At 41.3% G+C, this 230-nt stretch carries 1 protein-coding gene; it reads right to left on the reverse strand.

Annotated elements, in window-relative coordinates; genetic code table 11:
• Nucleotides 1-230, reverse strand: a 230-nt coding sequence (locus tag ACY2RT_RS15780) for a hypothetical protein (protein WP_490156848.1), incomplete at both ends; no start/stop codon positions are given.

The following is a 230-nucleotide window of genomic DNA, read 5'->3' on the forward strand; positions in this document are numbered from 1 at the left end:
TGTCCAAATTTAACCAGCCGGTCCAATCTTCAAAATCTTCGGTCAATAAGGTAATATCTTGTGTACTTGCCGGAGCAACATCATCGTCATTAATAGTGATCTTCAACGAATCTGCGCTTGTATTTGCCGTAGCATCTCCGCCATTGGCATTGACTGTACAGTCAATAATTATCGTTTCCGGAATTTCAACAACACCGTCACGATATACACGCACTTTAATATTTCGGGCT

It is taken from the genome of Ulvibacter sp. 2210JD10-4 (assembly GCF_058148525.1).